We start from the raw sequence: 25,773 nt of genomic DNA on the forward strand, positions 1-25,773 counted from the left end.
CCGGGGCCGCCGCAGCGGCGCCCCCGGTCGCGACCGCCGTTCCCGCCCCCACACCGCCGCCCGTGCCCGGCAGCCGTACGGCCCCGGCCGCGACCGGCCTCCTCGTGGCGCCGGGACGCGTCCTGGCGAGCGCGGCAGCCCTGTCAGGCTGCCGGGTCCCGCTGGTCGCGGGCCAGCCGGCGCGGATCGCCGTCGGCGCCACGGCGGACCTGCTGATCCTGGAAACCGGCCCCCTCGCGGGTCGCAGCGCGATCACGCCAGCCCTCCGCGGGAGCACCCCGGCCGAAGGCGAACCGGTGACGGCCCTCACCATCGATGCGGAGGGCGGCGTCGCCGTGGCACCGGGCCAGTTGATTCTGGGGGATAGTGCGGGGAGTGCCCGCATCACGGCGCCGCTTCAGCCCGGCGCGGGGGGCGCTCCGGTCCTCGACCGCTCGGACGCGCTCGCCGGCCTCGTCGCGATGGTCCCGGGACGGCCCCGCCTGGTGGCGGGGGTCCTGCCGCCGGCGCGCTACGGCCTGGTGTCGGCCGCGACCCTTGCGAGCTTCCTCGGGGCGGCGGGTCTGCGGACAGCGCAACCGAGAGACGCCGGCACGCAAGGGGCCGGCACGTCCGGCGCAGCCGCCGCGGCCCTGGCGGGCGCGGTGGTGGCCATCACGTGCCAGCCGTGAGCGAAACCGTCAGATTCGCCCGGTGACGAGGAGCACGATCAGGATGATGACGAGCAGACCGCCGAGGCCGAAGCTCGGACCGCGATAGGCGCCGCCGCCGAGGAAGTTGCCGCCGCCGAGGACGATCAGGATCAGGATGATGAGGAGAATGGTGGTCAGGGTCATGGGTGGGAACTCCGTCACGCGCCCAACCGAAATTGCTTGAGCTTGACCGTACAAACGTCGCCATGACGATTCCGTTCAACGGTCCATGCGGCATAATCCCGGAAACGCAGGGATTTTTACTGTCCCGCGCTCAGGCCCGCCAATCCGGCAGGGACTCGGACGCGACACCGAGCCAGGCCGGCACCGGCAGGCCTCGTTCGGCCAGGAAGGCGGGATTGAACAGCTTGGAAGCGTAGCGGGCCGCGCCGTCGCACAGGATGGTCACGATGGTGTGCCCCGGCCCGAGCTCCCGGGCGAGCCGGATCGCGCCGGCGACATTGATGCCGGACGAGCCGCCGAGGCTGAGGCCCTCCTCGCGCATGAGCCGGAAGACGATGTCGAGGGCCTCGCTGTCGGGAATCCGGAAGGAGACGTCCGGCGTGAAGCCCGCGAGGTTGCGGGTGATCCGGCCCTGACCGATGCCTTCCGTGATCGAGGAGCCCTCGGCCTTCAGGGTGCCGGTGGTGTAGTGGGCGTGCAGCGCCGAACCCTCCGGGTCGGCGAGGCCGATCCGCACGCCGGGCCGCGCGGCGCGCAGGGCCGCGGCGGTGCCAGCGAGGGTCCCACCGGTCCCGGCCGCGCAGATGAAGCCGTCGACCGCGCCGCCGGTCGCCGCCAGGATCTCCGGGCCGGTCGTCTCCACATGCGCCTGCCGATTGGCGACGTTGTCGAACTGGTCGGCGAAGAAGGCGCCGCCCGGCTCGGTCTCGGCGAGGCGCTCGGCCAGCCGGCGGGCGGCATGGACGTAGTTGTTGGGATTCGCGAACGGCACCGCGGGCACCTCGACGAGGCGGGCGCCGGCCAGGCGCAGGGTCTCCTTCTTCTCGGCCGACTGCGTCTCGGGAATCACGATGACCGTGCGGTAGCCGCGCACCGAGGCGACGAGCGCGAGGCCGATCCCGGTGTTTCCGGCCGTGCCCTCCACGATGGTGCCGCCGGGCCGGATCGCACCGCGGGCCTCGGCCTCGCGCACGATGGAGAGCGCCGCCCGGTCCTTCACGGAGAGGCCGGGATTCAGGAACTCCGCCTTGCCCAGGATGGTGCAGCCGGTCTCCTCCGACGCGCGCGCCAGGCGGATCAGCGGCGTAGCGCCGATGGCCGCGAGGATGTCGGGCAGGGAACGATCAGGGTGGACGGTCATGCACGGGACTCCGAGGGCGTGGCGGCGGACCCGGCGCGTCTCAGGCGGCGAGCGCCCGGTTCACCGTGGAGCGCAGGTCGGCCAGAGAGAACGGCTTCGTCAGCACGTCGGTCACGATGGCATCGAGGCCGCGGGCGCGTTCGCGCTGGTCGGCGAAGCCCGTCATCAGCAGGATGGTGAGGTTGGGAAAGTCGCGCTTGGCCGCGAGCGCCAGGGCGATGCCGTCCATCAGCGGCATGCGGATGTCGGTGAGCATGAGGTCGAACGCGCCGTCCGCCTCGGTCAGCCGGTCGAGCCCGTCGCTGCCGTCGGTAGCCGTGACCACGGCATGGCCATCGATCTCGAGGCCCCGCTTGAGGAAGCCTCGCACCGTCTCTTCGTCATCCACCAGGAGGATGCGGGCCATCGTGCGTCTGTGTCTCTCTCGTATCCGGGCGCTCAGTGACGCAAGCGCCGGCGCGCCCTGTCAAGGGATCGTCGGACACAGCAAGCCCCTTAAGGGCCGAATCGTTTCAAAATCTCTCGTGCGCAAGGTGAATTTCTGCGCAGGGCGGAAACGCGGGCCTCAGGTGCCGCCGAACAGGTCCGGCTCGCGGCTCTCGTAATCGACGAGGCCGACGAAGGGGAGTTGGCGGTAGGCATGGGCGACATCCATGCCGTAGCCGACCACGAACACGTCCGGGCAGGTGAAGCCGACGAAATCCGCGTCGATGGTCACGGCGCGCTTGCCGGGCTTCTCCAGGAGCACGGCGGTGAGCACCCGCTTGGCGCCCCGTGCCATCAGCAGGTCCTTGGCGAACACGATGGTGCGGCCCGATTCGAGGATGTCGTCCACGAGGAGCACGTCGCGCCCGCGCACCTCGCTCTCCACGTCGCGCAGGATCTCGACCTGCCCCGAGGAGACCGTGGCGGTGCGGTAGCTCGACAGGTGGACGAACTCGGCCTGCGGCTCCAGCCCGACCCGGTGCAGCGCGCGCAGGAGGTCGGCGGCGAACATGAAGCTGCCCTTGAGTACCGCCACCACGAGGAGGTTCTCGGGATTGGCAGCGGCGATGGCCGCCGCGAGTTCCTCGGTGCGCCGGGCGATGGCGGTTTCGTCGAAGAGGACGCGGACGCGTCGGGAAGTGCTGGTCATCCGCGTTCCATATCACGGGGCCGGCGCGCTGGCATCGGCCTTCGGGCCGGACTCGTTCGCCTCCATGGCGGCAAAGTGCACGCGCACGGAGCGGCCCTGCGCCGGTGGCGCCGACAGGCTCGCCCGGAAGCGCGCGCGCTCGCCCTTCTCGAGGGTCGTGCGCGGAGGGGCGATGCGCCAGCGATAGAGCGGCTGGTCGTGCCCGTCCCGCACCTCCACCTCGATCGGTGACACCGCGGCCTCGGCGACGCCGACGAGGTCGCCCTCGACCACGAGCTGGCCCTGGGCCCCCTCGCCTGGACTCTGGAATGCCACGACGTCGCGAAACTCGACGCCGCGCAGGTTCACCGGGAGCCCGACGCGTGCGTAGAGCCCGGCGCTCTGGGGCATCGCCCGCACCACCGTGGCGCGTCCGAGACCGGCGAGACCGAGCCCCGCCACCACGGTGAGCCCGAGGACAGCGCCGGGCGAGGACAGGTGAAAGCCCTGGCGCCTGGTCTTCGCGGGCTTCGTCCTGGTCCGCGGGCGCGACGCCTCCGACGGCGCCGCAGCGGGCTCCGGCTCGGCGGCCAGGGCCGATTCCCAGGCATCGAGGTCGGCCTGGGCCGAGGCGCGGCCCTGCGCCGCGTCGGGTCCGAGCTCGGAGGCGGCCATCATGGCGGCGGTCATCTCGGCCTCGAGGGCCGCGGAGACGTCGTCGGGGGAGATGAACCAGGTCTCGCGACAGGCCGCGCAGCGCACCGAGCGCCCGTCCGCGCCGACGCGGTCGACGTCGATCTCGTATTCGCTGGCACAGGACGGGCAGACGATCAGCATGGCGTCCGTGGGCCTCGGATCTCGATGGACGGTTGCCGACGGGGGCAAAAAGACTCAAACGGTTCTCGGTCAACACGGTTAATCGTCCGTGAAGCGGGCCGCTGTTCGTTGAGTCGTGCGGAGCCGTCTTCGGAGGGCAGGACGTTGGAGGGCAGGACGTTGGGGGGATCGTGGCGGATCGGGTGAACACGCAGTCGCTCCTCTCCGGGGCCGAAGAGCCTGTGGTCCAGTTCGAGAGCGTCGGCATGCGCTACGGTCTCGGGCCGGAAGTGCTGAGCGACGTCAGCTTCCAGATCGCGCCGCGCTCGTTCCAGTTCCTCACGGGGCCGTCCGGCGCGGGCAAGACCACCCTGCTGCGCCTGATCCTCCTGTCCGTGCGCCCCACGCGCGGCCTCGTCTCGGTCTTCGGCGAGGAGGTCAGCGACATTTCCAGCGAAGCGCTGACCGGCCTGCGCCGGCGCATGGGCGTGGTCTTCCAGGACTTTCGGCTGCTCGACCACCTCACGACCTACGAAAACGTGGCGCTGCCCCTGCGCGTGCAGGGCCGGTCGGAGACGAGCTACCGGGCCGAGGTCGTCGAACTCCTGCGCTGGGTCGGCCTTGGGGAGCGCATGCACGTGCTGCCGCCCCTGCTCTCGGGCGGCGAGAAGCAGCGCGCCGCCATCGCCCGCGCGCTCATCGCCCGGCCGGAACTGCTGCTGGCCGACGAGCCCACCGGCAACGTCGATCCCGGCCTCGGCCGGCGCCTGCTCCGCCTGTTCATCGAGCTCAACCGGCTGGGGACCTCCGTGCTGATCGCGACCCACGACTTCGCCCTGATGGACCTCGTCGATGCCCGGCGCTTCGTCCTCGGCGACGGCCGCCTGACGGTCGAGGCATGATGGACGAGACCGGCACGCCCCCCGCCGCGCCGACGCACCGGGCGCCGACCCGCACCGACGATCGGCCGCCGGTGAAGCCTCCGGCCCCGCCGGACTCGCGCGGCACCCCCCTGCCCCCGACCCTGCGCCGCAACGCGCCCCTGGTGCCGACCGATTCGGCGGCGAGCCGGGCCCTGGCCGCCGTCATCGCTATCCTGACCTTCCTGGCCGCCCTCTGCGCCGGAGCGGCCGAGATCGTGGCCTCCAGCGCCGTCCAGTGGCAGGACACGGTGGCCCAGGAGGTGACGATCCAGGTGCGTCCGAGCCCCGGCCGCGACATCGACGCCGACGTCGCCCGCGCCGAGGGGCTGGCCAAGGCCACGCCCGGCATCGCCGCCGTGCGGGTGTTCTCGAAGGCGGAGGCCGAACGCCTGCTCGAGCCCTGGCTCGGCAGCGGCCTCGACCTCTCGGACCTGCCGGTGCCGCGCCTCGTGACCCTGAAGCTCGCCGAGACGGCGCCCGACCTGAAGCCCCTGCGGGGTTCCCTCGCCGAAGCCCTGCCCGGGGTGGCGAGCCTGGACGATCACGCCCTCTGGCTGCGCCGGCTCTCCACGGCGGCCAACACCTTCGTGGGCGTCGGCATCGGCATCGTCCTGCTGGTGCTGGTGGCGACGGGTCTCGCCGTGGTCTTCGCGACCCGCGGCGCCATGGCGGGCAACCGGGAGGTGGTGGAGGTGCTGCACTTCGTCGGCGCCAACGACGACTTCATCGCCCGCGCCTTCCAGCGCCGCTTCTTCGGCCTCGGCCTGCGCGGCGGCATCATCGGCTCGGGGGCGGCGATCGCGGCCTTCGCGCTGGCCGGGCTGGTGGCGCGCAACTGGCGCTCGGGCCCGGCCGGCGAGGAGATCGAGGCCCTGTTCGGCACCTTCCACATCGGCTGGCGCGGCTACGCCGCCGTGCTCCTCATCGGCGTCATCGCCTCCGTGGTCACCGGCATCGTCTCGCGCCTCACCGTGCGGCGCTTCCTGGCTTGACGGAACGGCGCGCGACAGGGGCACGTGCCCTGTCACGCCATCCGCCGATCCCGTTAACCCTTCGTGAACCTTTCCGGGCGGAGATGCTTGCCTCGTGAACGCCCCAATCGGGGCTACTCTCTGGAGGAATGACGAGGCGGATGTCAGCCAGCGGCACCATGAGGCCCTCCGAGGCTTTCGGATGGGCCTGGACCGACGCCGCATCGTGCGTACCCGCGGCGGTGCGGCGTTCCCCGGCGCCTGCCGGATCACATCCCGCGGCCCGGACCGGGCTCAGCCCGACCGCGCGGGCCACCCTCTTCCTCGCCGCCGCCGGCGCGCTGGCTCTGTTCTGCGGCTTCCTCACCTTCGTCGCCTGCCTGGAGCGAGACGAGCGCGTACCCCAGGGCCGGGCCGACGGCATCGTGGCGCTCACCGGGGGCGCCCAGCGCATCGGTGACGCCATCGACCTTTTGGCCAACGGCTACGGCCGGCGCCTCCTGATCACCGGCGTCAACGAGCGGACCAGCCGCGACGAGATCGCCCGCCTCAACCCGAACCAGCGGCACTGGATCGATTGCTGCGTCGATCTCGACTACCGGGCCCGCAACACCATCGGCAACGCCATCGAGACCCGACGCTGGATGCGCCAGCACCGCTTCAGCACGGTGACGGTGGTCACCTCGAACTACCACATGCCGCGTACGATGGTGGAACTCGACCACGCCCTCATGGGCGGCGACCGCGTCGTGCCCCATCCGGTGATCGCGGAAGGCTTCGACCCAGACGGCTGGTGGCACCATCCGTCCTCGGCCAAGCTGCTCGCCTCGGAATACCTGAAGTTCCTCGTGGCCTGGGTCCGGACCCGCTTCGAGACCGATCCCGAGCGCTCGCGGGCCGCGATCCTCATCGGACGCGGCAAGCCGATCAAGATGGTCGCCGAACCGCTGCTGTTGCGCGGGCAGGAATAGGCCGGAAGCCCTGACCAAGCTTCGCCTCGGAGACCCTTGCTCAGAGACCCTTGCACTGGCTCCGGATCATCCCGGAAAACTCCCTCTCGGAGGTCTGGACCTGATTGAGTCGGTCCGTGCGCTCGGCGCCCGAGAGGCAGCGGCCGTAGACGCTGGCCACCCGGCGCATGGTCTCCACGTGCCTGCGCCAGACGCGGCACTGGTCGGCCGCCTCGCTGCCGGCCTGTTCGAGCTGGTCGATGGCCTGGCGCTGCATCGAATTCGCCACCAGGACATCGCGGGCACAGGCCGTATCGGTGGCGCCGCGCTGCTGCGCCAGGGCGGGCGCGGCGGCGAGCAGGAGGGCGGCCGCGACGGGCACACAGGGCAGGACGCGCATGGTCATGCGGCCTGCGAGGCCGAGGTGTGGGTGAGCAGGGCGTAGAGGGCACTGGCATCGCGGGCAGCGCGGATGCGCTCGAGGATGCCGGGCTCGCGCAGGATGCGGGCGACCTGGGCCAAGGCCTTCAGGTGGTCGGCGCCGGCGCCCTCGGGGGCCAGGAGCAGGAAGGCGATGTCGACGGGCTGGCCGTCGAGGGCATCGAAATCCACCGGCTTCTCCAGGCGGGCGACCAGACCGAACAGACGGTCGAGGCCGGGCAGCTTACCGTGCGGGATGGCGACGCCGTCGCCGATGCCGGTGGAGCCCAGGCGCTCGCGCTGCAGCAGGGTCTCGAACACCTCGCGCTCGTCCAGGGCCGGAAGCTGACGCACCGCGTGAGCGCTGAGCTCCTGCAGCATCGACTTCTTGGCGCGGACGCGCAGGGACGGCACCACGGAATCCGGAGAGAGGAATTCCAGCACTGGCATGAAGGACCGTCGCCCCGTCGGCGGCGGCCGAACCGGCCGCCACTCCATGAAAGGTCGGGCCACCCGGGCGGCCCTTGAACTCAATCGAGCGGGTTCAGGCTCTGTTCCCGACCCGCGCCTACGAGGCCGCTTCGGCCGGATCGACCCAGCCGATAGCCCCGTCAGTGCGGCGGTATACGACGTTGATGCGCCCGGTGCCAGCGTGAACGAACACGATGACCGGTGCCCCCGTGAGGTCGAGGGCGGTGACCGCCTCGCTGACCGAGTGGCGCTTCAGGGTCTTGGTGCTCTCGGCCACCACGGGAGGATGCGCCGCCTCCTCGTCCGCTTCGTCCTCGTCGAGGTCGATGGCGTCGGCCTCGCTCGGGGCGGCGAACACCGCGTAGGCCGCCTGCACCGTCGCGCCGTCATGGCCGGCCGCACCGTGATCCTTCAGCTTGTGCTTGTAGCGACGGAGGCGCTTTTCCAGGCGGTCCGCCGTCTGCTCGAAGCTCGCATGGGCGTCGTGGGCGGCGCCGGAGGCTTCCAGGGTCAGGCCGGATACGAGGTGGAGCACGCAATCGGTGCGGTAGGCCGTGCCGTCTCGGCGCAGGGTGACGTGGCCGGAGCAGGTCCCGCTCATGTGGCTGTCGAGATATTTCGAGAGGGTGGCAGCCATTCGCTCCTCGACCCGGCCCCGCAGGGCTTCGCCAAGGTCCAGGCCGTGGCCCGTCACGCGCAATGACCCCATGATCCCTCCGATTTTGGTTGTGGACACGCCCTGGGTGAGGCGCAACCTGAGTTAAGGAGCCTCTTTCGGAGAAGTCAACGCGAGGCCGGGCCCGGACCTTGTCCCGGCCTCAGATCCGTCATGCGCGACCGAGACCGCCTCGTCGTCGTGACGGAGCTTGGCGCGTCCACGCTCGGGTACGGGCCGGAAGCGAGTCCGTGGGACGGCGCCGGCAAGGCCGCCCCAGGGACGATGAGCGCCCTGACGGCCATGACCGCGACACCGCCGAGCGATCGCCGGCCGCAGCAAGCCCGACGAGCCTTCGCGTCAACCGTCGCAGAGTACGCCCTGCCGACGCGCGTCACCGCCCCGCATAGGCGAAATGCTCCCGGCGGCGCTCGATCGAGGAGGGGATGCGCAGGGATTCCCGGTACTTGGCGACGGTGCGACGGGCGATGTCGATGCCCTCGTCGCGCAGGCGCTGCACCAGGGCGTCGTCCGAGAGCACGTCGCTCGGCGCCTCGGCGTCGACGAGTTGCTTGATGCGGTGGCGCACGGCCTCGGAGGAGTGCGAGGCGGTGCCGGCGGCGCCCGGGATCGCGGCGGTGAAGAAGTACTTCATCTCGAGCGTGCCGCGACTGGTGCCGATCGACTTGTTGGAGGTCACCCGCGAGACGGTGGATTCGTGCATGCCGATCGCCTCGGCCACGGTCTTCAGGTTGAGCGGGCGCAGGTGCGCGACGCCGTGCAGGAAGAAGGCGTCCTGCTGGCGCACGATCTCGGAGGCGACCTTGAGGATGGTGCGGGCCCGCTGCTCCAGGCTGCGGGTGAGCCAGTTGGCGGTCTGCAGGCATTCCGAAAGGAAGGCCTTGTCGCCCTCCGCCACCGCTCCGCGCGATACGCGGGCATAGTAGCTCTGGTTGACCAGCACCCGCGGCAGGGCCTCGGCGTTGAGTTCCACCAGCCAGGACCCGTCGGGCGCGGCGCGCACGAACACGTCGGGGATCAGCACCTCGACGGCCCGGGCCCCGAAGGCGCGGCCGGGCTTCGGGTCGAGCCGGCGCAGCTCCGCCAGCATGTCGACGAGATCCTCGTCGTCGACGCCGCAGAGCCGGCGGAGGGCCGTGAAGTCGCGCTTGGCCACGAGGTCGAGGCGCGAGACCAGGGCCTGCATGGCCGGGTCGAAGCGGTCGCGGTCGCGCAATTGGAGAGCGAGGCACTCGGCGAGGTCGCGGGCGGCGATGCCGGCCGGCTCGAAGCTCTGGACCAGCTTCAGCACCCGGGCGACCCGGTCGAGGGAGGCGCCGAGGCGCTCGGCCACGTCGTCGATGGATTCACGCAGGTAGCCGGCATCGTCGACGGCATCGATGAGGAAGCCGCCGATCAGGCGGTCCATCGGATCGCGGGTGGCGAGATCGAGCTGGGCGCCGAGATGCTCGCGCAGGGAGATCTCGGCGGTCAGGCTCGCCTCGAAGTCGGGGGCCTCGCCGTCGAAGCTGCCGCCGGTGTTGCCGTAGGGTGCCGGCGTCAGCGAGAGCATGTCGCCGGAGGCGGCCTCCCGGGCATGCGTGGGGTTCTCGTCCGAGAAGACGTTGTCGAGGCGCGTGTCGAGGGCGCTCTCCATGTCGGCGCCGCTCGCCGTCAGCGTGGTGGCGATCCAGGGCTCCTCGCCCCCGTCGAAGTCGCCGCCTTCACCGTCGCCGTCTCGGTCCACCGAGGATTCCGAAGGCGTCTCGGCAGCGGGGCGCTCGACCTCGCTCTCGCCCTCGGCGCGCTCCAGAAGCGGGTTGCGCTCGAGCTCGGCGTCGACGTAGGCGGCGAGGTCCAGCTGGGAAAGTTGGAGGAGCTTGATGGCCTGGAGAAGCTGAGGCGTCATCACCAGGGCTTGCCCCTGGCGCATTTCCAGCCGTTGCAGCAGACTCATGGTGGTCGCCCCGGGTGAGTCGCACCTCAGGTCAGCGGCGCACGTCGCCGTGAGCCGAGCCTCGGCACAAATCTTGCTTCCTGTTCTCTACTCCCAGGTCTAGCGCCAACCCGATCGCACGTCAAAGTGTGTCGGCCCTTGTTTGCACCCAAATTAGGCAGGCCAGGAAAGCAGCACGGGAGTGAGTGCCCCACCCCGGCCGAAGCTTCGCATCGCGCGCCCTAACAAAAGCTTCTGCAATCAGGAGAAATTCCCGCACCGCACCAAGGAGACGGGCGGAGCACGGCCGCGTAAGCCGGCAAAAAAATCTGCGGATCGGAGACGGTCGCAGGGCTCGCAGCCCGCGACGAAGGCGGGGACCCAGGGCCTAGAGGCGAAAATCCTCGCCGAGATAGAGTCGGCGCGCCTCCGGATTGGCCACGATCTCCTCGGGCGTGCCCTCGGTGAGGATGCGGCCCGAATGGGCGATGTAGGCCCGGTCGATCAGGCCGAGGGTCTCGCGCACGTTATGGTCGGTGATGAGCACGCCGATGCCGCGCTGCTTCAGGTGCTTCACCAGGTCCTGAATGTCACCGACCGCGATGGGGTCGATGCCCGCGAAGGGTTCGTCGAGGAGCATGAAGCTCGGCGAGGAGGCCAGGGCCCGGGCGATCTCGCAGCGCCGGCGCTCGCCGCCCGACAGGGCGATGGACGGCGACTTGCGCAGGCGGGCGATATCGAATTCCTCGAGCAGCGATTCGAGCTTGCGGGCGCGCTCCTTGCGGTCCGGCTCGGCCACCTCGAGCACCGCGCGGATGTTGTCCTCCACGGTGAGGCCGCGGAAGATCGAGGCCTCCTGCGGCAGGTAGCCGATGCCGAGGCGGGCACGCTGGTACATCGGCAACTGGGTGATCGGCAGGCCGTCGAGGGTGATCGTCCCGCGGTCGGCCGTGACGAGGCCCGTGATCATGTAGAAGATCGTGGTCTTGCCGGCGCCGTTGGGGCCGAGGAGGCCGACCGCCTCGCCGTTGCGCACGGTAAGGCCGGCCTCGTGCACCACGGTGCGGGCGCCGTAACTCTTGCGCAGGCCGCGCACGCAGAGGATGCCCGGGCCGCCCCCCTCCTCGACGATGGCGGCCGCCTCGGCCGCACGACGGCGGGCGCGGCCGCCGAACAACCGTCGGATCAGGGAGGGCGCCGGCAGCGCGCCGGCGCGGTCGGAGGAGCGCTCCGCCAGGGCGGGCGCCGGCGATGCGGCGCTCAATTCGTCTGGGCCCGGGTCTTGCCGGCCGGCTTCTCGGCGGAGGCCTCGGTGGGCTTGTCGGCTGAGGGCTTGTCGGCAGAGGGCTTGGCCGGGCGCCCGGCGATCGGCATCTGGGTGCAGCCCTTGCCCTTGGCTCCATCTTCCTTCTGCGGCACCAGCAGGGCGGAGACGCGCCCGCCCGCCACCGGGTCCATGTTCGCCCGGCCGGTGTTCATATCGTAGACGAGGCGCGAGCCCCGGGTGACGTTCTGGCACTGGCTCAGGATGACATTGCCGGTGACCACGATGCGCTTGGCCTCCTGGTCGAACACGGCATTGTCGCCGGTGGCGATCTGGTCCTTCTGCACCACGGTGACCGGGCCGGCGCATTCCACGCGCTGGATGCCGTTCTCGTTCAGGCCGGCGGCGCGCTCGGCCTGGCTCGCCGGCTCGGCACCCGCCGCCGGCTCCTTCTTGTCCTTGCCGCGCTTGTAGCGCACCGTCATGCTGGAGCAGCGGATGGTGCTGTCGCCCTGCACGGCGACGACGTTGCCGGCGAAGATCGCCTTGTTCTCGCGGTCGAACACATCGAGCCGGTCGGCGTCGATCTTGATCGGCTCCTTGCCGCCACCGCCGAGATTGCCCAGGGGCGAGGCGGCCTTGTCCTTGCGCGGGGCCGCGGGCGGCGTCTGCGCCGTGGCGGGTCCGGCCGCCATCAGGACCGCCAGGACGAGCGCGAGGGGCACCCGGTGCCGGTGGGAAACGATGTCCTTGCCCGCGGACCGCGTCACCGGCGGCGCTCCCCGTCATCGGGTTCGGCCGCCGTGGTCCGGATGCGGGCGGGCTTGTCGGCCAGGCCGGCGACCTGAGCCGGGTCGGCCTGGGCCTTGTCCACCTGCGCTTCGGACTTGTCCTGCGGATCCTGCCCGGTCCGCTCCCGCCCATGCAGGACCGTGTGGACGTTGCCGACGAAGGAGATCACATGGCCGCTATCGATCACTTCGAGGGTGTCGGCCACGATGGTGCCGCTGGGCATCGAGACCGTGACGGTCTCGCTCGAGCGGACGCTGCCGGCCTTGAAGTCGACGGCGGCCGTCTTCAGGCGGACCTCCTCGCCCTTGTCGGTCCAGAGGCGGATGTCACGCTCGAGGGTCATGGCCTCCCGGGACGAATCGAACACGCCGGAGGCGGCTTCGAGATGGACGAGGCCGCCCTTGTCGTCGGTGTTGAGCTGGCCCTTCATCGCCTGCAGCTCGATCACGCTCGGCTTGCGCACGTCCTGGAAGGCGGCGGTGGCGGTGACCTCGTAGCCCCGATCGCCCTTGCGGAAGCCGGAGAGGCGCGGGTTCTCCATCTTCACCTTGCTGCCCGACAGGCTGACCTGGCCCATCGACACGTCGGGAAGGCCGGCCCCGAACGGGTTGAACAGGGTGACGACCGCCAGCGCCAGCACGGCGGTTCCGGCGGCGAGGGGGATGAGGCGGCGCAGGGCGCGCACGTGGCTGCTGTGGTTGCGCGCCCGCGCATGGGCACGGGTCCGGCGCACATCGACGCGGCCGCCGTTCGTCTGCCCCGTCTCGATCGCCGCGCCCACGTGCATGATCTTCCCAACACCGTGCCCCGGCGGCGTCGACGCTCGCGAGGGGCGCGCCACGGCTGGGTCGACCGCCGGATGCCCGGGGGCAATGGCGAAGTTATGGCCGGAAGCTTGAGAAAGCATCAAGCCTCCGCTTCCGCGAAAGGCGGAATGGCGCAGGGGTGGGATCGGGGATGTGCGGCGGCGCACGGCGGTTCCTGCGACCCCCGCCCGTCCTCAGGCATGCGCGAAGATGTCGGTCTCCGCCCAGCCCGCCAGATCGAGCCGGGCGCGGGTGGGCAGGAACGCGAAGCAGTTCCGGGCGAGGTCCGTGCGGCCCTCCCGCTCCAGCATCGCGTCGAGGCGCGCCCGCGCGGCGTGGAGGTAGAGCACGTCGGAGGCGGCGTAATCGACCTGCGCCTGGCTCAGGGTGTCGGCGCCCCAGTCCGAGGATTGCTGCTGCTTGGAAAGGTCGACGCCCACGAGTTCGCGGACCACGTCCTTCAGGCCGTGGCGGTCGGTGTAGGTGCGCGCCAGCTTCGAGGCGACCTTGGTGCAGTAGACCGGGGCCGGCATGACGCCGAGGCCGTGGAACAGCACCGCGAGATCGAAGCGCGCGAAGTGGAAGATCTTCAGGGTGGCGGGATCGGCCAGCACGCGCATCAGCACCTCGGGGGCGGGACCGCCGGGCACGATCTGGACCACGTCGGCGGTGCCGTCGCCGCGCGAGATCTGCACGACGCAGAGCCGGTCGCGATGGGGGTTGAGACCGAGGGTCTCGGTGTCGATGGCGATGGCCGGGCCGGCGACGTAGTCGGCGGGCAGGTCGCCGCGATGCAGGCGGATGGCGGGATGCGGCGGCATGGACGGGGAATTTCCGCGCTGGGATCGACGACGGGCCACGAACGGCGTTTCTCGTGTGATCCCCGGCGCCTATCACCCGGCCCGGACCCCCGCAAGGGTGGCAGATTGCGCGGCGCGCGGGGACACCCCACACGCCGCGCCGGGCCTCCGGCCTGCTCGGCCGACCTTACTTCTGCTTGGCGATGACCTTGTCCTTGATGCCGTCATAGGCGTTCTGCGGGATGATCTTCTTGGACAGAAGCTCGTCCTTGCCGCGGTAGGGACGCCCCTTGATGATCGCGGCGGCGCGGGCGGCGCCGATGCCCGGCAGGGCGTCGAGCTCGGCGGCGGTGGCGCTGTTGATGTCGATGAGGGCCGTCTTCGCAGCCGGCTCGACCGTCGGCGCCTTCGGGGCCGCGGGGGCGGTCGGCGCCACCGTCTTCGGTGCGGTCGCGGGGCTGGGGGTGGCCGGGCTCGGCGCCTGGGCCAGGGCGGGACCGGCGGCGAAGCAGGTCAGAACGGCGAGGGTACGCAGCAGGGATGAGGACATGGATGTCTCCCGAAAGCATCGCCGTCCGCGCGATGCGGCAGCGAGCCTGTTCCCCGAATAGAAGCTCCAACTTGAACCGCAGATTAAAGTCCTCGCGCGTTTCCGCGCCGGAATTGACGCCGTGCCGCGGGGGCGAATCCTCCGGAGATTCTGGACGAGGCCCAAGCCGGCGAGGCGATGGCCGAGGAACTTCGCCGCGCGCGGCTCCGATCAGGGCAGGACCTCTCGGCACCGCCCGTTCCGGCCTGCTGCGCGGGACACTCTAGCCAGAACCCGCGCACGGCGTTATAGAGCCGCCAGCGAATCTCCGTTTGACCACGGTACCGAGGCGGCCTTCCCCTGGAAGTCGCGCCCACGGTGCCTTTTTTGCCGTACAGGACTCTTCCGATGGCCGTTCCGAAGCGAAAGACCTCTCCCTCGCGTCGCGGCATGCGCCGCTCCGCCGACGCCCTCAAGGCCCCGACCTACGTCACCGACAAGGATTCGGGCGAGCTGCGCCGTCCTCACCACATCGACCTGAAGACCGGCATGTACCGGGGCCGTCAGGTTCTGAAGGTGAAGTCGACCGAGGCCTGAGTCTCGCGGGGGCGCCGTGCGGCTGCCCCGACCGAACCGCACATGCGAGATTTCCGAGCCGTGGCCCCGCAAGGGCCCGGCTTTTTTCGTTGGGCGAATCCGCTGCGGCACCCCGCAGAGGGCGATGTCGGTAGCCGTCAGGCGCGGCGCGCAGCCTCGGCGTAGCGCGCGGCAGCCGAGCGCGTGCGCTCGATGCGCGAGGGCCGCAGGGTCGGCTCGGCGCTGACGATGAGCTGGGCGAGGAAACCGGAGAGGGGACGGGCTGGAATCGGCCGGTATCCGGGCGCCTCGACGCCGGAGATGACCACGAGGTCGCGACGTGCGGCAGCGGCCGATCCGGGCCACGCGCCTGCCGGGCCTTCCCGCTCCGCCTCGGCATGCCCCATGGCCGTCGCTCCCCGCGCCCGCATGGCCCGTGGGAACAGAATTGGCCCGCGTTAACGGTTCGTCAACCTTTGCTCGGGCGCCGGTCTCGCAGCAAGGTTACCGGCTGAGGGTGCCGGGCGACGCCCGCAGACGCCGCCTGCCTCCTTCTTGGCCTACTTCTTGGCCAGATCCTCGAGACGGGACTGCATCTCGGCCATCTGGCGCTTGAGATCGTCGAGGTCGCTTCCGCCGGAGGCGTGCTGGACCGGTGCGGGAACGCCCGCGCCGGACTTGCCTGCCGAGGAGGGATGCGTGCCCATGCCGGAGAGCGGGCCAGTGCCGAAGGTGGTGAACATCTTCATCGCGTCGCCGAAGAAGCTCATATTGGCCCGGACCTGCTCTTCCATCGCGCTCTGGAACGCGGTGGGCGCGAAGCTCTGGGTCATCTTCTCGCGCAGGCCCTCTTGGTCCCGGGCGAAGTTGGCCATCGAGAATTCCAGGAAGCTCGGGACCATGGTGCGCATGCTGTCGCCGTAGAAGCGGATCAGCTGGCGCAGGAAGGCCACCGGCAGCAGGTTGTCCTCGCCGGCCTTGTTCTCCTGCTCGAAGATGATCTGCGTCAGCACCGAGCGGGTGATGTCGTCGCCCGAGCGTGCATCGTAGACGAGGAAATCCTCGCCGTTCTGCACCATCGTCGCCAAGTCCTCGAGGGTGACGTAGGTCGACGTCCCGGTGTGGTAGAGGCGCCGATTGGCGTATTTCTTGATGACGGTGTGGGTGGACTTACCGTTATCCGCCATTTCTGGGGGCCTCTCCCGACGCGTTCATCGCCGCGCAATCTTCTTCGATGGCGCTGAGGACCACTGCCCGATCCCGCGGCGCACAAGTGCACCTTAAGACGTTCGCGTGCCGACGAAAACAGCAATTTAGCGCCCATCCCGCGGAATACCACGCAAGGGAGCGTTTCCTGTCACGGGAGGAGCCTCAAACAACCCTCGGGTGCCTTGACTTCGCAGGGTCGACGGCTTTCATCCGGGGGAACGGCACAAAGGCGCCCACGCTCGATCGACATCCGAGCGTCAAGGGAGCGCCGGCCGGGATGAGGAGAACGTCACCATGGCAGCAGAAGACATCGTCATCGTCGGCGCGGCACGCACCGCGGTCGGCTCGTTCGGCGGCGTGTTCAACACCGTCCCCGCGCACGACCTCGGCGCCGTGGCGATCAAGGCGGCCCTCGAGCGCGCCGGCGTCCCCGCCGACGACGTGGACGAGGTGATCTTCGGCCAGGTGCTCACCGCCGGCGCCGGCCAGAATCCCGCCCGCCAGGCCGCGATCAAGGCCGGCATCCCCGAGAAGGCCACGGCCTGGGGCGTCAACCAGGTCTGCGGCTCGGGCCTGCGCACCGTCGCCATCGGCATGCAGCAGATCGCCAACGGCGATGCCACCGTCATCGTGGCCGGCGGCCAGGAATCGATGTCCCTCTCCCCCCACGCGCAGTACCTGCGCGGCGGCCAGAAGATGGGCGACGTCAAGCTCGTCGACACCATGATCAAGGACGGGCTCTGGGACGCCTTCAACGGCTACCACATGGGCCAGACGGCCGAGAACGTGGCCCAGGCCTTCCAGCTCACCCGCGAGCAGCAGGACCAGTTCGCCACGGCCTCGCAGAACAAGGCGGAAGCCGCCCGCCGGGAGGGCCGCTTCAAGGAGGAGATCGTCCCCGTCACCGTGCCGGGCCGCAAGGGCGACGTGATCGTCGACACCGACGAGTACATCCGTGACGGCGCGACCGTGGAGGCGATGGCCAAGCTCAAGCCGGCCTTCACCAAGGACGGGACCGTGACCGCCGCCAACGCCTCGGGCCTGAACGACGGCGCCGCCGCCATCGTGCTGATGTCGGCCTCCGAAGCCGAGCGCCGGGGCATCAAGCCCCTGGCCCGGATCGTCTCCTGGGCCACGGCCGGCGTCGACCCCAAGGTGATGGGCACCGGCCCGATCCCGGCCTCGCGCAAGGCTCTCGACAAGGCAGGCTGGAAGCCGTCCGACCTCGACCTGATCGAGGCCAACGAGGCCTTCGCCGCCCAGGCGCTCGCCGTGAACAAGGACATGGGCTGGGACACCGACAAGGTGAACGTCAATGGCGGCGCCATCGCCATCGGCCACCCGATCGGCGCCTCCGGTGCCCGCGTCCTCGTCACCCTGCTGCACGAGCTGAAGCGCCGGGACGCCAAGCGCGGCCTCGCAACTCTCTGCATCGGCGGCGGCATGGGCGTCGCCCTCTGCGTCGAGCGCGTCTGAGCCGCGTCCCGAGCGGCGCTGGATGAATTCTTGACGGCGCCGCAGATCTAAATCGGTCGCGTGATGCGCGGGCGCTCCGCTCAGGCGCGACCGGCCGACCAAAATCACAAGAAACCGGATTTCGGAGGAAACCATGGCTCAGGAACGCGTCGCACTCGTCACCGGCGGCACCCGCGGCATCGGCGCCGCCATCTCCAAGGGCCTGAAGGCCAAGGGCTACAAGGTCGCGGCCAATTATGGCGGCAACGACGAGGCCGCCAACGCCTTCAAGGAAGAGACCGGCATCCCGGTCTTCAAGTTCGACGTCGGCGACTACGCCGCCTGCGAGGCCGGCATCAAGGCCGTCGAGTCCGAGGTCGGCCCGGTCGACATCCTGGTCAACAATGCCGGAATCACCCGCGATGGCCTGTTCCACAAGATGACCTTCGAGAAGTGGCAGGCGGTCATCAAGACCAACCTCGACTCCGCCTTCACGGTCACCCGGCCGGTCATCGAGGGCATGCGCAACCGGGGCTTCGGCCGCATCATCCTGATCTCGTCGATCAACGGCCAGAAGGGCCAGGTCGGCCAGGCCAACTACTCCGCCGCCAAGGCCGGCGTGATCGGCTTCGCCAAGGCCCTGGCCCAGGAGAGCGCCTCGAAGGGCATCACCGTCAACGTGATCGCGCCGGGCTACATCGCCACCGACATGGTGATGGCGGTGCCGGAGGACGTGCGCAACAAGATCATCTCGACGATCCCGGTGGGCCGTCTCGGCGAGGCGGAGGAGATCGCCCGCGCGGTGGAGTATCTCGCCGCCGATGATTCGGGCTTCATCACCGGCTCGACCCTGACCATCAACGGCGCCCAGTACATCGCCGGATAATGGTTCGCGCGGCTCCCGTCGCGGGAGCCGCGCCCCTCACTCGATGCCGAGGCAGTTCGCGTAGAACGTCGTCGTCGCCGGCCAGTCCGAGAACACCCCCTTCACGCCGACGTCGCGGTGGAGCACGTCGAGGAGGGCGAAGGTGTCGCCGTCCCGGTCTATCACCGGGCGGATCGACTTGTAGTAGTATCCTCCCCCGTCCTTCAGCGGCCCCGAGCGCTCCAGCGACCAGGTGATCAGGTCGAGGCCGGCGGCCCGCGCCGCGCGCGCATAGGCTGAGGGCTCGATCGCCCCGTTCGGCCCGACCCGGACCAGCATCCAGAGCGGCGGCGCCAGGGTGCGCAGGCCGAGGCCGGCCAATTCCGTCATGCCGGGCTTCCAGCTCTCCGGCTTCTCGGGGTCGAAACCCGGATCGGTCTCGTCGCGGTTGTCGAGCCAGAGAGCCTGCCGCCCGAATTCGGGCTCCGCCTTCAGCCAGTACAGGATGTCCCGGAGCTGGAAGCTCTGCGGCCGCACGTCGGAGGCCGGAATGCCCGCCCGCTTGTAGGCGTCGATCATCGCCTGGGCGTACTGGTCCTGGCCGTACCCCGCGAAGGGCATCGGCACCTCGGCCGCCTTCAGTTCGGGCGTGAACCGGCGCCCCAGGGATTTGACCAGGGCGATGTACGCGTCATGGGTCATCAGCGTGCCGGTGGTGGCGTAGAGATCGGTTCGCCAGCGCGGGGTCGCGTTCGCGTAGGCCTCCCGTGTCGTGGCCTGCGGATCGCTGGCGTCCATCTTGCCGTTGAGACTCTTGAACTCGGCCAGGGTCAGGTCGCTGGTGCAGCAGCGGGCCGAGGCCTTGCGCCCGGTGGCCGGGTCGGCGGGCTGAAAGTCCTGGCTGCACTTGGCCGCCAGGTCCGGGCGGGCGAGGATGTCGGTGGTGGTGTGGAGGTCGCACTGGGCATGCCGGCAGACGAGCTGCCGATCGCGCGTGAAGGCGACGTCGCACTCGATCACGCCGGCGCCCATGCGGGCGGCCGCCAGGATGCCCTCCCGGGTATGCTCGGGAAACTGCAGCGGCGCGCCCCTGTGCGCGATCGAGAAGGTGCGGGCGGTGTAGGCCCTGTCCGCGCCGCAGGCCTGCAGGCGTTCCTTCAAGGGACCCGGCTTCATGCTGTCCACGAGGTAGAACGGCCGCGGGCCGAGCTGGGCCGGCTCGCCGGCCATCGCCGGGCCTGCGGCGAGGAGCAGGACCAGCCCCAGGGCCGACGCCGTCCGGGTGCGTCCCCGTCCGAGAGAAGCCGCGCCCATGGTCCGCCTCCGTGTCGCTCGTCTGCCCGTAGTAGGTAGCGTGCGCCCGTAACCGGTCGATGAAGGGAGCCGCACCGGACGTCGTCGCTTGCCCGGGACGCCTCCGGCATGGGACAGCGGCCCGCCCCCCCTCCTCGGACATCCGGTTTCCCATGCCCTCCGCGACCCTGCTCGGCTTCGGCGCGATCCTGCTCTGGTCGCTGCTCGCCCTGCTCACGGCCCTGTCGGGGGCGGTGCCGCCGTTTCAGCTCGCCGCGATGACCTTCACGCTCGGCGGCCTCGTCGGCTGCGCCAGCTGGCTCGCGCGCCCCGCGGGTATCCGGGCCCTGCGCCAGCCCTGGCCGGTCTGGCTCCTCGGCATCGGCGGCCTGTTCGGATACCATGCCCTGTACTTCGCCGCCCTGCGTCTCGCCCCGCCGGCCGAGGCGGGCCTGCTCAACTACCTCTGGCCCCTGCTCATCGTGCTGCTGTCGGCCCGGCTTTCCGGGGCGGCGGGCCTGCGCGCGGGCCATCTCGGGGGAGCCGCCCTCGGGCTCGCCGGCGTCGTGGCACTGTTCGCCGGGCGGGGCGGGATCGACTTCGCTGCCGGGGCCATGCCCGGCTACCTCGCGGCGCTGGCAGCCGCCTTCGTCTGGTCGGGCTATTCCGTGCTCTCGTCCCGGGTCGGGGCCGTGCCGACCGATGCGGTGGCGGGCTTCTGCCTCGCCACCGCTGCCCTGAGCCTCGTCTGCCACCGCGCCTTCGAGACGACGCTGTGGCCCGAGGGCGCGGTGCAATGGGGTGCGGTCGTCGCCCTCGGGCTCGGGCCCGTGGGCGCCGCGTTCTACCTCTGGGACATCGGCGTCAAGCGGGGCGACCTGCGCCTCCTGGGGGTCGCGGCCTACGCGGCTCCGATCCTGTCGACGCTGACCCTGGTGCTCGCCGGCTACGCCGAGCCGAGCCCGGCCCTGGCGCTTGCCTGCCTCCTCATCGTCCTCGGCGCCGGGGTGGCGGTGTGGGCCTCCCGCGCCGCCGCGCGCTAGGCCTCACCGATCAGGACCTTCGGCATCAGGATCGGGGCGTGGGGCGCCAGTTCGGCGGCGCCATCTCGAAGCCGGCGAACGTGAAGGCCGGAGAGACCGTGCAGCCCACCAGCGTCCAGGCACCGAGGCTGGTGGCGGTCTGCCAATGCCCGGCCGGAACCACGAGCTGCGGTTGCTGGCCCCGGGCGAGGTCGGGGCCGAGATAGGCCGCGCTGGCATCGTGGCCGTTGGGGCTCACCGTCAGGACGAGGGGAGCGCCCGCGTGCCAGTGCCAGATCTCGGCCGCATCCACCCGGTGCCACTCGGACACCTCGCCGAGATCGAGGAGGTAGTAGATCGCGCTGCCCACCGAGCGCCCGTCCACGGTGCGCGGGTCGCGGAAGGTCTCGCGATAATGCCCGCCCTCCGGGTGCGGCGCGAGGCCGAGGCGGGCGATCACCTCCGCGGCGGTCGGTCCCTGCGATCCCGCACTCATCGACGCACACTCATGGGCGAACTCCTCCGGACCGGGTCACTCGATGGCGCCCTGCGGCAGGCTGAGGCCGGGCGGCGCCTTGGCGCCGGATGATGCCCCGTCCGCCGAGCCCTTCGCCACCTTGGGCCGGCCCTTCGGCTTCGACGGGCTCTTTCCCGCCTTGGCGGCGTCGTCCTTGGCGGCGACCGGCGCGCTCTTCACCGCAGGGGCCTCGCCGCATTCGCGGAACCCGAGCTGCGCCAGGTTCTGACCGGTCTCGGAGACGATGTTGAGGGTGTCGGGCAATGTCGCCGGGGTGGGATCCCAGCGGACCGGGGCGCCGAGCAGCGCGCCCAACGCCGTCGGGCTTCCGCCGCGCCGCAGGGCGAACAGGTCGGGACCGTACGCGGTGGCGGCCTTGCCGGCGATGACGACCTCGAGCACCCGGGTGGTCTCCGGCGTGAGCGGACGCAGCGGGTTCTCGACGATGACGGCCCCCGTACGGGTGACCCAGACGGAGAAATCCTTCGGCCCCTCGTAGAGGGCCGCCCGAGCCTCGCACTGCACGGTCAGGCCGGGCAGGTTGGCGGCCGGCATCGGCGCCGGGGCGGCGGGCACGGGCTCCGGCGCGGCGGGTCGCGCCTCGGCCGCCACCGGCTTGGCGATGGGTTTGGCGACGGGTTTGGCGACGGGTTTGGCCACCGGCTTCGGCCTGGGCTTCGGGGTGGCCTTGCGGGGGGGTGCCTGCGGCTCGGATGCGGCCGGTGCCTCGGCCTCCGGCGCTGGTTCGGGGGCCTGGGCCCGGGCCGGGCCGGCCGCGATCAGGGCGGCCAGGGGCAGGAGGGCCACCCACCGGCGCGTGCGGGAGCACACCATCAGCGAAGCTCTCGATCTCGATGCGGGTCTCGGACGTGCGGCGACGGGAGCTCCTTGGGCGGGGCCTCGCCCGAAATCGCGGGCGGCCGCTCGGGCTCGATGTCCAGGATGGTCGCGGTGCGGTCGATGGGGCTCGCGCGCATCGGCTCCAGGCTCCGGATCAACAGATCCTCGCCGTCGGCCTCGTCCACGAGGTCTTCCTCTCGCCCCATGCGCAGCTCCGGCCGGCGCCCGCGCGTGAGCTGCAGGGCCACGAGGAAGCCGGAGAACAGGAGGACGCCGAGGGCCCCCAGGATCAGGAGTGTTTCCATGCCGGGTCCAGCGTTAGCCCAGGACGCGCCGCGTTGCATCCTCCCCCGGCGCTTTCGCCGAGCCCCGCCGAAGCTCGGAACGGTCCTTGCGTCCCGGACCAGCGATGTCAGAAGGTACGTCTCCATCCCGGCCCGATGCCCCCGAGAGCCGGGGCCGTCGGGCATGGAGCGTGCCACCGCGAAAACCCGGGACAGAACCAGCGGCCCCTGACGACGCCCGTGGATTCCGCGCAGTTCCGACGCACCGGCGTCGTCCGCATACCGTATGACGCCGTAGCCCGCTCCCGAACCCCAAGGTCGATCGATGCGCATGCATGACCTCAGCCCGGCCGATGCCGCCCCGGACCCCGGCCACGATCCGAAGGGGGCCGAGGGCCTGGAGCGTGATCTCCTGCGGCTGATCGAGGAATCCCGCGAGCAGGCGGCGGAGGACCCGTTCCGCAACCCCGTTCTCGCGGTGACGCTGGCCATCACCCGGCGGTTCGACCGGGGCGAGATCGGCGAGGACGACCTCGATGCCCTGTTTCCGCGCCTGCGGTCGCAGTCCCTGGCCGCCCGCGCCGAGCGCCTGCGCGCCTATGTCGGGCTCGACCGGGACGCCGCACTGACGCCCGACGCCCGGATGGCCGCCCGCCTCGTGGCGGCGGTGCCGGCGCGCCAGGGGGATTTCGAGACCTTCCGGGACCTCGTGGGCCGCACCGGCTTCGCCGTGGTCTTTACCGCCCACCCGACCTTCGGAATGCCGCGCGCCGTCGCCGCCCTGATCGCCCAGGCGGCGACCGAGGCCGAGGGGGCAACCCGGGAGCCGCTGCTCGCGCGCGCGGCCGGCCTCTCGACCCGGCCCGATCCGAACATCAGCCTCGACGACGAGTTCGACCAGGCCTGCGTCGCGGCCAATCACGGCCGCACCGCCCTCGACGGCTTCAACGCCGCGCTCCTCGACGCCGCCCGGAAGCGCTGGCCCGACCGCTGGACGGAGCTCGTACCGAAGCCCTTCGCCATCGCGAGTTGGGTCGGCTGCGACACCGACGGGCGCACCGATATCGGCTGGTGGGACACCCTGCGCTACCGCCTCGAATCGAAGCGGATGCAGCTCGACCGGGTGATGCGCCAGCTGCCACAGGTGCCGGCGACCCAGGTGGTGCGTGACCTCACGGGGAGCGCGCTCGCCGCCGTGAACCGCCAACTCGCCGTGGCGCCCCGCCTCGGGACCAAGCCGTCCCTGGAGGCGGTACACCGCTTCGCCCTCGCCCTGATCATCGAGCGCGAGCGCGCCCAGGCCGATTCCAGCGCGATCCTGGCCGGGCTCGCGGGGGCCATCGGAGCCGCCGAGTCGGATGCCGACAAGCACAGCATCGCACTCCTGCGCTCCGGCATCGCCACCCACGGCCTCTCGAACGCCCTGCCGCATTTTCGGCTCAACGCCAGCCAGATCCACAACGCGGTGCGCCGCGTCACCGACATCGAGGGCGAGCCCACGGATGCCGCCCAGCGCCGCTCGCATCTGGCCACCATCCACGCGCTCCTCAACGACGTGCAGGCAGTGGATGTCGATTTCGGGGCGCTGGCCGCCGAGCGGGCCTCGGCCGCCCGGCTGATGATGACGATCACGCAGATCCTCAAGCACGTGGACGGCACGCACCCCGTGCGCTTCCTCATCGCCGAGACCGAGACCGGCTATACCCTGCTCGCCGCGCTCTGGCTGGCGCGCCACTACGGCATCGCCGACAAGGTCGAGATCACGCCGCTGTTCGAGACGGCCAGCGCCCTGGAACAGGGCATCCGCGTCCTCGACGATGCGCTTCGCAACCCGCATTGGCGGCAGTATCTCAAGCGCATTGGGCGCCTGACGGTGCAGTTCGGCTACTCGGATTCCGGGCGCTACGTCGGCCAGCTCGCCGCGAGCTTCTGGATCGAGCGCCTACGCCTGCGCATCACCGAGCTGATGGTGCAGAACGACCTCACGGGGGTCGAGCTCGCGATCTTCGACACCCACGGCGAGTCCATCGGCCGGGGCGCGCATCCGACCTCCCTGCGCGATCGCCTCGCCTATCTCGCTCCGGAGGATGCCCGCCGGCGCAACCGGAACGCGGGCATCCGGGTGCGCCTCGAATCGAGCTTCCAGGGCTCGGACGGCTACCTGATGTTCGGCACCCTGCCCCTGGCCGAGGCTACGGTGGAGCGCATCGCCGAGCACGTCTTCGCCTTCGACGTCGCCGACGACGACAGCTTCGCCGACTACGTGCTGTCCGATCCGGCGAGCGGGGCCGACGAGACCGACGACCCGATCTACGCCGAGCCGGACTTCGCCGCCGAGTTCTTCACCGTGGTGCGCCAAGACATGGAGGCGCTGGTGGACGATCCCGGCTACGCCGCCCTGCTCGGCACCTTCGGCCCGAGCCTTCTCGACCGCACCGGCTCCCGGCCGGTCGCCCGCCAGACCGATGGCGGCGGCCCGACCATGATCACCCATCCGCGTCAGATGCGGGCGATTCCCAACAACGCGATCCTGCAGCAGCTCGGCTTCCTGGCCAATTCCCTGCACGGCGTTGGGCGGGCCGCCGGTCGGACCCCGGACCTGTTCCGCGACATGCGGCGCGATTCGGTGCGCTTCTCGCGTGCCTTTCGCCTGGTACAGCACGCCGCCAACGTCGCCGACCTCGACGTCCTGCGTGCCTACATCGACACCCTCGATCCGGCGGTGTGGCTGGAGCGGGCCCGGCGCACCCAGCGCGACGGCCGGCGCGAGGAGCTCGTGGTGATCGCCAACGCCCTCGACCGCCTGCGCCTCGCCCCCGACCTGCGCCACCTGTTCGGCCGCCTCACCTGCGATTGGCTCGACCTGCAGGTTGCCGCGCCCGACCTCGGCCGGATGTCGGCCCGCTTGACCCTGCTGCACGCGATCCGGCTCGCGCTGATCCATCGGATCTGGTTCCTGGCCGTGCACATCCCGGGCTTCCGGCCGCAATCGGGCGTGAGTCGCGAGGCACTGATCGAGCGCTTCCTGCGCCTCGATATCGATGGCTGCCTCGCGCTACTGGAAGATATCTTCCCGATCACCCCGGATCCGACCCTCGGCCTGAACTTCGGCGAGCCCGCCGGCCCCCGCGACGTCGGCACCTACGAGGCCGAGCACAGGACGCTGTTCGAACCGATTCGGCGCAGCTTTCAGCGCGTGCGCGAGATCTCGGGCATGATCCAGCACGAGGTGGGCGCGTTCGGCTGAGG

Annotated in this window: 28 protein-coding genes and 1 pseudogene; 9 read left to right on the top strand and 20 right to left on the bottom strand. The window is 70.8% G+C overall.

Annotated elements, in window-relative coordinates:
• Positions 1-671 (top strand): annotated as a pseudogene (locus tag AC0IWM_RS13925) (serine protease); the annotation flags it as partial.
• 9 nt (positions 672-680) lie between these two features.
• Here AC0IWM_RS13925 and AC0IWM_RS13930 read toward each other — a convergent pair.
• The 5 genes from AC0IWM_RS13930 to AC0IWM_RS13950 form a co-directional block, all read right to left on the bottom strand.
• Positions 681-836 carry a DUF3309 domain-containing protein gene (locus tag AC0IWM_RS13930; RefSeq protein WP_156653085.1) on the bottom strand — a complete coding sequence of 52 codons (156 nt, stop codon included), beginning with the start codon at positions 834-836 and terminating at the stop codon, positions 681-683.
• A gap of 130 nt (positions 837-966) precedes the next feature.
• Positions 967-2,016 (bottom strand): cysteine synthase A, encoded by a 1,050-nt coding sequence (locus AC0IWM_RS13935; RefSeq protein ID WP_471755908.1) that lies wholly within the window; start codon positions 2,014-2,016, stop codon positions 967-969.
• Between the two features lie 40 nt (positions 2,017-2,056).
• A complete protein-coding gene (locus AC0IWM_RS13940; RefSeq protein WP_055946868.1) occupies positions 2,057-2,422 on the bottom strand; it encodes a response regulator in 366 nt (121 codons plus the stop codon).
• A gap of 159 nt (positions 2,423-2,581) precedes the next feature.
• Positions 2,582-3,151, bottom strand: a complete 570-nt coding sequence (gene hpt / locus AC0IWM_RS13945; protein WP_056476556.1) for a hypoxanthine phosphoribosyltransferase — start codon at positions 3,149-3,151, stop codon at positions 2,582-2,584.
• A 12-nt stretch (positions 3,152-3,163) separates the two neighbouring features.
• Positions 3,164-3,967, bottom strand: coding sequence for a zinc-ribbon domain-containing protein (locus AC0IWM_RS13950; protein ID WP_471755910.1), 804 nt, complete (start codon positions 3,965-3,967; stop codon positions 3,164-3,166).
• A gap of 182 nt (positions 3,968-4,149) precedes the next feature.
• On the opposite strand from AC0IWM_RS13950, the gene ftsE reads away from it, so the two are divergent.
• The 3 genes from ftsE (at position 4,150) to AC0IWM_RS13965 (ending at position 6,811) form a co-directional block, all read left to right on the top strand.
• On the top strand, positions 4,150-4,848 hold the full coding sequence (gene ftsE, locus AC0IWM_RS13955; protein WP_181259686.1) for a cell division ATP-binding protein FtsE: 699 nt from the start codon (positions 4,150-4,152) through the stop codon (positions 4,846-4,848).
• A complete protein-coding gene (locus tag AC0IWM_RS13960) occupies positions 4,845-5,861 on the top strand; it encodes a cell division protein FtsX (protein WP_471755912.1) in 1,017 nt (338 codons plus the stop codon). Before ftsE ends, AC0IWM_RS13960 begins: the two co-directional genes overlap by 4 nt.
• Before the next feature lie 140 nt (positions 5,862-6,001).
• Positions 6,002-6,811 carry a YdcF family protein gene (locus AC0IWM_RS13965; RefSeq protein ID WP_471755914.1) on the top strand — a complete coding sequence of 270 codons (810 nt, stop codon included), beginning with the start codon at positions 6,002-6,004 and terminating at the stop codon, positions 6,809-6,811.
• 40 nt (positions 6,812-6,851) lie between these two features.
• On the opposite strand, the gene AC0IWM_RS13970 is transcribed toward AC0IWM_RS13965, so the two are convergent.
• From AC0IWM_RS13970 to AC0IWM_RS14010, 9 genes are all read right to left on the bottom strand, one after another.
• A complete protein-coding gene (locus AC0IWM_RS13970; protein ID WP_471755916.1) occupies positions 6,852-7,196 on the bottom strand; it encodes a hypothetical protein in 345 nt (114 codons plus the stop codon).
• Positions 7,193-7,660, bottom strand: coding sequence for a PTS IIA-like nitrogen regulatory protein PtsN (gene ptsN / locus AC0IWM_RS13975; protein ID WP_056476546.1), 468 nt, complete (start codon positions 7,658-7,660; stop codon positions 7,193-7,195). The genes AC0IWM_RS13970 and ptsN overlap by 4 nt, the downstream gene beginning before the upstream one ends.
• Before the next feature lie 118 nt (positions 7,661-7,778).
• Positions 7,779-8,390, bottom strand: coding sequence for a ribosome hibernation-promoting factor, HPF/YfiA family (hpf, locus tag AC0IWM_RS13980; RefSeq protein WP_056476544.1), 612 nt, complete (start codon positions 8,388-8,390; stop codon positions 7,779-7,781).
• Positions 8,391-8,730: 340 nt separating this feature from the next.
• Positions 8,731-10,293: an RNA polymerase factor sigma-54 gene (gene rpoN / locus AC0IWM_RS13985; RefSeq protein WP_082511408.1), complete on the bottom strand. Its 1,563-nt coding sequence runs from the start codon at positions 10,291-10,293 to the stop codon at positions 8,731-8,733.
• A gap of 367 nt (positions 10,294-10,660) precedes the next feature.
• Positions 10,661-11,449 (bottom strand): LPS export ABC transporter ATP-binding protein, encoded by a 789-nt coding sequence (gene lptB, locus AC0IWM_RS13990; RefSeq protein WP_243214809.1) that lies wholly within the window; start codon positions 11,447-11,449, stop codon positions 10,661-10,663.
• A gap of 83 nt (positions 11,450-11,532) precedes the next feature.
• Positions 11,533-12,231, bottom strand: a complete 699-nt coding sequence (locus tag AC0IWM_RS13995; RefSeq protein ID WP_471756152.1) for an LptA/OstA family protein — start codon at positions 12,229-12,231, stop codon at positions 11,533-11,535.
• 71 nt (positions 12,232-12,302) lie between these two features.
• Positions 12,303-13,115, bottom strand: coding sequence for a lipopolysaccharide-assembly, LptC-related protein (locus tag AC0IWM_RS14000; protein ID WP_471755918.1), 813 nt, complete (start codon positions 13,113-13,115; stop codon positions 12,303-12,305).
• A gap of 213 nt (positions 13,116-13,328) precedes the next feature.
• Complete coding sequence (locus tag AC0IWM_RS14005; RefSeq protein WP_471755920.1) at positions 13,329-13,955, bottom strand: ribonuclease D; 627 nt, start codon at positions 13,953-13,955, stop codon at positions 13,329-13,331.
• 166 nt (positions 13,956-14,121) lie between these two features.
• The gene (locus AC0IWM_RS14010; RefSeq protein WP_471755922.1) at positions 14,122-14,484 is read right to left on the bottom strand and encodes a helix-hairpin-helix domain-containing protein; all 363 of its coding nucleotides are present in this window, start codon (positions 14,482-14,484) and stop codon (positions 14,122-14,124) included.
• 387 nt (positions 14,485-14,871) lie between these two features.
• On the opposite strand from AC0IWM_RS14010, the gene rpmF reads away from it, so the two are divergent.
• Positions 14,872-15,060 carry a 50S ribosomal protein L32 gene (rpmF, locus tag AC0IWM_RS14015; RefSeq protein ID WP_055946842.1) on the top strand — a complete coding sequence of 63 codons (189 nt, stop codon included), beginning with the start codon at positions 14,872-14,874 and terminating at the stop codon, positions 15,058-15,060.
• A 137-nt stretch (positions 15,061-15,197) separates the two neighbouring features.
• On the opposite strand, the gene AC0IWM_RS14020 is transcribed toward rpmF, so the two are convergent.
• Positions 15,198-15,446 carry a hypothetical protein gene (locus AC0IWM_RS14020; protein WP_471755924.1) on the bottom strand — a complete coding sequence of 83 codons (249 nt, stop codon included), beginning with the start codon at positions 15,444-15,446 and terminating at the stop codon, positions 15,198-15,200.
• A 153-nt stretch (positions 15,447-15,599) separates the two neighbouring features.
• Positions 15,600-16,226 carry a polyhydroxyalkanoate synthesis repressor PhaR gene (gene phaR / locus AC0IWM_RS14025; protein ID WP_056476526.1) on the bottom strand — a complete coding sequence of 209 codons (627 nt, stop codon included), beginning with the start codon at positions 16,224-16,226 and terminating at the stop codon, positions 15,600-15,602.
• Positions 16,227-16,542: 316 nt separating this feature from the next.
• Here phaR and AC0IWM_RS14030 point away from each other — a divergent pair, with 316 nt between their 5' ends.
• A complete protein-coding gene (locus tag AC0IWM_RS14030) occupies positions 16,543-17,724 on the top strand; it encodes an acetyl-CoA C-acetyltransferase (protein WP_447678213.1) in 1,182 nt (393 codons plus the stop codon).
• A gap of 133 nt (positions 17,725-17,857) precedes the next feature.
• The gene (gene phbB / locus AC0IWM_RS14035) at positions 17,858-18,589 is read left to right on the top strand and encodes an acetoacetyl-CoA reductase (protein WP_471755926.1); all 732 of its coding nucleotides are present in this window, start codon (positions 17,858-17,860) and stop codon (positions 18,587-18,589) included.
• A 36-nt stretch (positions 18,590-18,625) separates the two neighbouring features.
• Here the strand turns inward: phbB and AC0IWM_RS14040 are convergent, their stop codons facing one another.
• On the bottom strand, positions 18,626-19,882 hold the full coding sequence (locus AC0IWM_RS14040) for a glycerophosphodiester phosphodiesterase family protein (RefSeq protein ID WP_471755928.1): 1,257 nt from the start codon (positions 19,880-19,882) through the stop codon (positions 18,626-18,628).
• A 152-nt stretch (positions 19,883-20,034) separates the two neighbouring features.
• Between AC0IWM_RS14040 and yddG the strand changes: the two genes are divergently transcribed.
• Entirely contained in the window at positions 20,035-20,904 is an 870-nt protein-coding gene (gene yddG, locus AC0IWM_RS14045; RefSeq protein ID WP_471755930.1) for an aromatic amino acid exporter YddG, read from the top strand.
• Positions 20,905-20,929: 25 nt separating this feature from the next.
• Here the strand turns inward: yddG and AC0IWM_RS14050 are convergent, their stop codons facing one another.
• The 3 genes from AC0IWM_RS14050 to AC0IWM_RS14060 are packed head-to-tail and all read right to left on the bottom strand — an operon-like array spanning position 20,930 to position 22,545.
• Complete coding sequence (locus tag AC0IWM_RS14050; protein ID WP_056476514.1) at positions 20,930-21,379, bottom strand: cupin domain-containing protein; 450 nt, start codon at positions 21,377-21,379, stop codon at positions 20,930-20,932.
• A 36-nt stretch (positions 21,380-21,415) separates the two neighbouring features.
• The gene (locus AC0IWM_RS14055; protein ID WP_471755932.1) at positions 21,416-22,234 is read right to left on the bottom strand and encodes a hypothetical protein; all 819 of its coding nucleotides are present in this window, start codon (positions 22,232-22,234) and stop codon (positions 21,416-21,418) included.
• Positions 22,234-22,545 (bottom strand): hypothetical protein, encoded by a 312-nt coding sequence (locus AC0IWM_RS14060; protein WP_471755934.1) that lies wholly within the window; start codon positions 22,543-22,545, stop codon positions 22,234-22,236. The genes AC0IWM_RS14055 and AC0IWM_RS14060 overlap by 1 nt, the downstream gene beginning before the upstream one ends.
• Before the next feature lie 310 nt (positions 22,546-22,855).
• Between AC0IWM_RS14060 and AC0IWM_RS14065 the strand changes: the two genes are divergently transcribed.
• Positions 22,856-25,771, top strand: a complete 2,916-nt coding sequence (locus AC0IWM_RS14065) for a phosphoenolpyruvate carboxylase (protein WP_471755936.1) — start codon at positions 22,856-22,858, stop codon at positions 25,769-25,771.
• Positions 25,772-25,773: the final 2 nt, after the last annotated feature.

Source organism: Methylobacterium sp. AC433 (genome assembly GCF_979253015.1).